The organism is Mycobacterium sp., from assembly GCF_049280035.1.
In the GTDB taxonomy this organism is placed as follows: domain Bacteria; phylum Actinomycetota; class Actinomycetes; order Mycobacteriales; family Mycobacteriaceae; genus Mycobacterium.
Genome location: NZ_JBAPPI010000258.1, coordinates 1 through 5,364 on the forward strand (window position 1 = coordinate 1; position 5,364 = coordinate 5,364).

Below are 5,364 nucleotides of genomic sequence, written 5' to 3' on the forward strand. Positions count from 1 at the left end.
GCGTCGTCGCGATACGAAGCCGACCTCAACCTCGAGCAGCTCGGTCCGCAGTAACCGGGTCAGTACCGCGGCCAAGTCCGCATCCGAGCCAACCACGATCAGCCGCCGATGGTCGTGAGCCGCCGCATCGATTTCGCCGGCGTCGGCGACCGGTAAGCCGCGCAGAGTGCGAGGTACGCGATGCTCGCCGAAGATCAGCACGGCGATGTCGGGGTCGTGTATGTGTCCACCTCCTCCTCGCGCCTTCCGGCGCGTATCGTCGCCGGACGGGCCTCCTCGCAAACAGCTGAGATATGGTGGGTCACCGGCTGGACCACAATAAGCGGCAGATACCAGTGGGATGGGAGAAAGCCAGCGCCATGCCGGCAATCGTCCTGATCGGCGCCCAATGGGGCGACGAGGGCAAAGGCAAGGCCACCGACCTCCTCGGCGGCCGCGCGCAGTGGGTGGTGCGCTATCAGGGCGGCAACAACGCCGGGCACACCGTGGTGTTGCCCACCGGCGAGAACTTCGCCCTGCACCTCATTCCATCGGGTGTGCTCACGCCCGGCGTCACCAACGTCATCGGCAACGGTGTGGTGGTCGATCCCGGCGTGCTGCTCGACGAGCTGAAGGGCCTCGAGGACCGCGGCGTCGACACCTCGAAGCTGCTGATCTCCGCCGACGCGCATCTGCTGATGCCGTACCACGTGGCCATCGACAAGGTGACCGAGCGCTACATGGGCAGCAAGAAGATCGGCACCACCGGCCGCGGCATCGGGCCGTGCTACCAGGACAAGATCGCCCGCATCGGGATCCGGGTCGCTGACGTTCTCGACCCGGAGGTGCTCACCCACAAGGTCGAGGCTGCACTGGAACTCAAGAATCAGATCCTGGTCAAGATCTACAACCGCAAGGCGCTCGAGCCGGCGCACGTGGTCGAGGTCCTGCTCGAACAAGCCGAAGGTTTCCGGCACCGCATCGCCGATACTCGGCTGCTGCTCAACACCGCGCTGGAGGCCGGCGAAACCGTGTTGCTGGAAGGCTCGCAGGGCACCCTGCTGGACGTCGACCACGGCACGTATCCCTATGTGACGTCGTCGAATCCGACTGCCGGTGGCGCAGCTGTCGGCTCCGGCATCGGGCCGACCCGAATCACCACCGTGCTGGGAATCCTCAAGGCCTACACCACCCGGGTTGGCTCTGGGCCGTTCCCCACCGAATTGTTCGACGAGAACGGCGAATACCTATCCAAAACCGGTGGAGAGTTCGGCGTCACCACCGGGCGCCGTCGCCGCTGCGGCTGGTTCGACGCCGTGATCGCCCGCTACGCCACCCGGGTCAACGGCATCACCGACTACTTCCTGACCAAGCTGGACGTGTTGTCCAGCCTGGAAACCGTTCCGGTATGCGTCGGTTACACCGTCGACGGCAAGCGCACTCACGACATGCCCATGACCCAAAGCGATTTGGGCCGCGCCGAACCTATCTACGAAGAACTGCCGGGGTGGTGGGAAGACATTTCCGACGCACGGACGTTCGACGACCTGCCAGCCAAGGCGCGTGACTATGTGCTGCGGCTGGAAGAGCTTGCCGGAGCGCATGTTTCGTGCATCGGTGTCGGCCCGGGCCGTGATCAGACCATCGTGCGCCGCGACGTGCTGGCGGCGCGCCCGTGACCGAGTCTTCGCAGAGCCCAGAACAACTCGACCCCGATTACGATCATCACGGCGGCTTTCCGGAATACGGGGCCGCCAGCCCCGGGCCGGGTTTCGGCCGGTTCGTCAATGCCATGCGCGGGTTGCAGGACCTGGCGGTTTCCGCCGACCCCAACGACGACGTCTGGGAGGACGCCGCCGACCGCGCCGAGGCGCTATCGGCACTGCTGGCGCCGTTTCACGCGCCCGAAGGCCAGGGCCCGGCCGGCCGATCGCCGCAATTACCGGGAATGGGCAGCCTGCTGCTGCCGCCGTGGACGATGAGCAGGTTCGACCCCGACGGTGTGGAGATGCGCGGCCATTTCTGCCGGTTCCACGTGGGCGGCAACGGGGCGGTGCACGGCGGCGTGCTTCCGCTGTTGTTCGACCATGTCTTCGGGATGGTGGTGCACGCCGCCGGCCGGCCGATCAGCCGGACCGGCTTCCTGCACGTCGACTACCGCAAGATCACCCCGATCGACACCCCGTTGGTGGTCCGTGGACACGTCGCCGCCACCGAGGGCCGCAAGGCGTTTGTCCGCGGCGAACTGCTCGACGGCGACACCCTGCTGGCCGAAGCCAATGGCCTGATGGTGCGGTTGTTGCCCGGCCAGCCGTAGTCGCGAGACGATTGAATCTCGCCCGTGCGTGCCTGCGGCTGTGACGGCGACAACCCGCGGCGCCGCTGTACTGGAACGGCGCCCGCCTCGAGCGCGCCGCGGGACTCTGACGACTCACACGCCGCTCCTCGTAAGCCGACCTATCCTTGGTCAGCGTGACGCACGACGAGTCGATTCCGGGACAGCATCCCGACCCTGACGCGGCCGACCGGACCAAGGTGATGCTGCTGGGGTCGGGAGAGTTCAGCCGTGAGCTGGCGATCGCCTTTCAGCGGCTCGGCGCTGAGGTGATCGCCGTGGAGCGGTATGCCGATGCGCCTGCGCACGGTGTCGCCGACCAGTCGCTGGTGGTCAACATGACCGACTCCGACGAGCTGGCCGCGATAATCGGACGGCTACGGCCGAACTTCGTGGTGACGGCATCCGACGTGGTCGCCGCCGACGCGTTGACGGCCGCGGCCGAAACCGGTTTCACCGAGGTTTTCCCCACCGCCCGCTGCGCCCGGCTCACCGCAGACCGGGAGGGGCTGCGCCGGCTTGCCGCCGACGAGCTTGGCCTGCCTACCGCCCCGTTCTGGTTCGCGGGATCGCTCGACGAGCTGCGCTCCGTCACCGACCACGCTGGCTACCCGCTGCGAGTGCAACCAGTGGCGGCCGTGGCGGGTGCAGGGCAGTCGATAGTCCTGTTACCAGCGGACGTCGAGCCGGCCTGGCGGCGTGCGGTATCGGCCGGCGGTCGGCTGGCCCACAACCGAGTGCTGGCCGAGGCCCTCGTCGAGATTGACTTTCACGTCACCCTGCTCACCGTGCGCGGCGTTGGGCCGACGGGGCCGACCATCGAATTCTGCGCCCCCATCGGGCACGGCGAGGCCATCGGTGACGTGCAGGAATCCTGGCAGCCGCAAGACCTGAGCGAGCGCGCGTTGGACGCTGCCAAGTCGATCGCCGCCCGAATCGTCAAGTCGTTGGGCGGGCGCGGCGTGTTCGGTGTCGAGCTGATGGTCCGCGGCGACGAGGTGTACTTCAGCGATGTCACCGCCCGGCCGTTCGAGAGCGGTCTGGTCACATTGCGCACCCAGCGGCTTTCGGAATTCGAACTGCAAGCCCGGGCAATCCTGGGACTGCCCGCCGACACCATCATGATTTCGCCGGGCGCCGCGGAGGTGATCTACGCCGGCCATGACGGGTCCGGCGCAGCGGCCGCGGGCTCGCAGAGCTCAACAGCGGTCGGCGTGCTGGCCGATGCGCTGCGGACGCCGGAGAGCGATGCGCGGGTGTTCGGCCGCCACGAACCCGAAGAGCGGCGCCCGTGGGGCGTGGCCGTCGTCACGGCATCGGACGTGAAGGCGGCGCGTAGCCGTGCCCGCGAGGTGTCGGCAGCACTGCGCAGGCTCTGGTAGTCGACTGCGAAACCCCTGCCCGGCAGTGGCCCCAGCGCCCACCTCAGGCCCTCCCAGTCAGGTGTGCGACACTCAGGCGGGTGAGCTACGCAGGAGATATCACCCCGGAGCAGGCTTGGAAGCTGCTCGGCGAGAACCCCGACGCGGTGCTCGTCGACGTGCGCACCGACGCCGAATGCCGCTTCGTCGGAGTGCCCGACTTGTCCAGCCTTGGCCGCGAGGCCGTCTACATCGAGTGGAACAGCCTCGACGGCACACGCAATGACAACTTCGTTGCCGAACTCGCCGATCAACTGCCGGCCGCCGAGGGGGACCGGCCGGTGATCTTCCTGTGTCGCTCGGGCAACCGCTCCATCAGCGCGGCCGAGGCCGCCACCGAGGCGGGTATCGCCCCGTCGTACAACGTGCTGGACGGTTTCGAAGGACATCTCGACGCCGACAGTCACCGCGGCGGGGTCGGCTGGCGCGCAATCGGATTGCCCTGGAAGCAGACATGACCAGCGCCGGCGACGATGCAGAGCGCAGCGATGAGGAGGAGCGGCGCAGATTGACCAGCGCCGGCGACGATGCAGAGCGCAGCGATGAGGAGGAGCGGCGCAGATTGACCCGGGCCGGCGACGAGCCCCGTTCGGTCCGCACACCCGAGCCACTGCCCGACGGTGTCAGCCAGGCCACCATCGGGGTGCGCGGCGGCATTTTGCGGTCGCAGTTCGAAGAGACCGCCGAAGCCATCTATTTGGCGTCTGGCTACGTCTACGACACCGCCGCTGCCGCGGAGCAGGCCTTCACCGGCGAGATCGACCGCTACGTCTACTCGCGCTATGGCAACCCCACGGTCAGCATGTTCGAGGAACGTTTGCGTTTGATCGAGGGCGCACCGGCGGCCTTCGCGACCGCGAGCGGGATGGCCGCGGTTTTCACTTCGCTCGGTGCGCTGCTGGGCGCCGGCGATCGGCTGGTCGCCGCGCGCAGTCTGTTCGGGTCGTGTTTCGTTGTGTGCAATGAGATCTTGCCGCGCTGGGGGATCGAGACCGTCTTTGTCGACGGCGACGACCTATCGCAGTGGGAGAAGGCGCTTTCGGTCCCGACTCAGGCGGTGTTCTTCGAGACGCCGTCAAATCCGATGCAGTCACTGGTCGACATTGTCGCGGTCACCGAGCTCTCGCACGCGGCCGGGGCAAAAGTTGTGCTGGACAATGTCTTTGCGACTCCATTACTGCAGCAGGGCTTTCCGCTCGGTGTCGACGTGGTGGTCTACTCTGGCACCAAACACATTGATGGCCAAGGCCGGACGCTGGGCGGGGCGATTCTCGGCGACAAGGAGTACATCGACGGCCCGGTGCAGAAGCTGATGCGGCACACTGGACCAGCGATGAGCGCCTTTAATGCCTGGGTCATGCTCAAAGGCCTTGAGACGCTGGCGATCCGGGTCGATTACCAGAATGCCGCGGCGCAGCGGATTGCCGAATACCTCGAGGGACACCCGGCGGTGAGGTGGGCGCGTTACCCATTTCTGACGTCGCATCCACAGTACGATCTGGCCAAGCGACAGATGTCAGGCGGCGGTACCGTGGTCACCTTCGAACTTGACGTCCCCGACAGCGCGGCCAAGCAACGGGCTTTCGAGGTGCTGGACAAGCTGCAGCTGATTAGCATTTCCAACAATCT

At 66.8% G+C, this 5,364-nt stretch carries 5 protein-coding genes and 1 pseudogene; 5 read left to right on the forward strand and 1 reads right to left on the reverse strand.

Features of this window, described 5'->3' with window-relative positions; genetic code table 11:
- Positions 1–201, reverse strand: a pseudogene (locus WAN71_RS08330) (peptidase M50); the annotation flags it as partial.
- A gap of 158 nt (positions 202–359) precedes the next feature.
- Here WAN71_RS08330 and WAN71_RS08335 point away from each other — a divergent pair.
- The 5 genes from WAN71_RS08335 to WAN71_RS08355 form a co-directional block, all read left to right on the forward strand.
- Positions 360–1,658 (forward strand): adenylosuccinate synthase, encoded by a 1,299-nt coding sequence (locus WAN71_RS08335; RefSeq protein WP_422224872.1) that lies wholly within the window; start codon positions 360–362, stop codon positions 1,656–1,658.
- Positions 1,655–2,296 carry a PaaI family thioesterase gene (locus tag WAN71_RS08340; protein ID WP_422224873.1) on the forward strand — a complete coding sequence of 214 codons (642 nt, stop codon included), beginning with the start codon at positions 1,655–1,657 and terminating at the stop codon, positions 2,294–2,296. Before WAN71_RS08335 ends, WAN71_RS08340 begins: the two co-directional genes overlap by 4 nt.
- 155 nt (positions 2,297–2,451) lie before the next feature.
- Positions 2,452–3,696 carry a formate-dependent phosphoribosylglycinamide formyltransferase gene (gene purT / locus WAN71_RS08345; protein WP_422224874.1) on the forward strand — a complete coding sequence of 415 codons (1,245 nt, stop codon included), beginning with the start codon at positions 2,452–2,454 and terminating at the stop codon, positions 3,694–3,696.
- A gap of 80 nt (positions 3,697–3,776) precedes the next feature.
- Positions 3,777–4,193, forward strand: coding sequence for a rhodanese-like domain-containing protein (locus WAN71_RS08350; protein WP_422224875.1), 417 nt, complete (start codon positions 3,777–3,779; stop codon positions 4,191–4,193).
- Positions 4,194–4,297: 104 nt separating this feature from the next.
- A partial coding sequence (locus WAN71_RS08355) for an O-succinylhomoserine sulfhydrylase (protein ID WP_422224876.1) occupies positions 4,298–5,364 on the forward strand: 1,067 nt, incomplete at its 3' end.

Excerpts from the sequence above, each read along its gene's own strand:
- WAN71_RS08335 (WP_422224872.1), top strand. The coding sequence starts at position 360 with ATGCCGGCAATCGTCCTGATCGGCGCCCAATGGGGCGACGAGGGCAAA.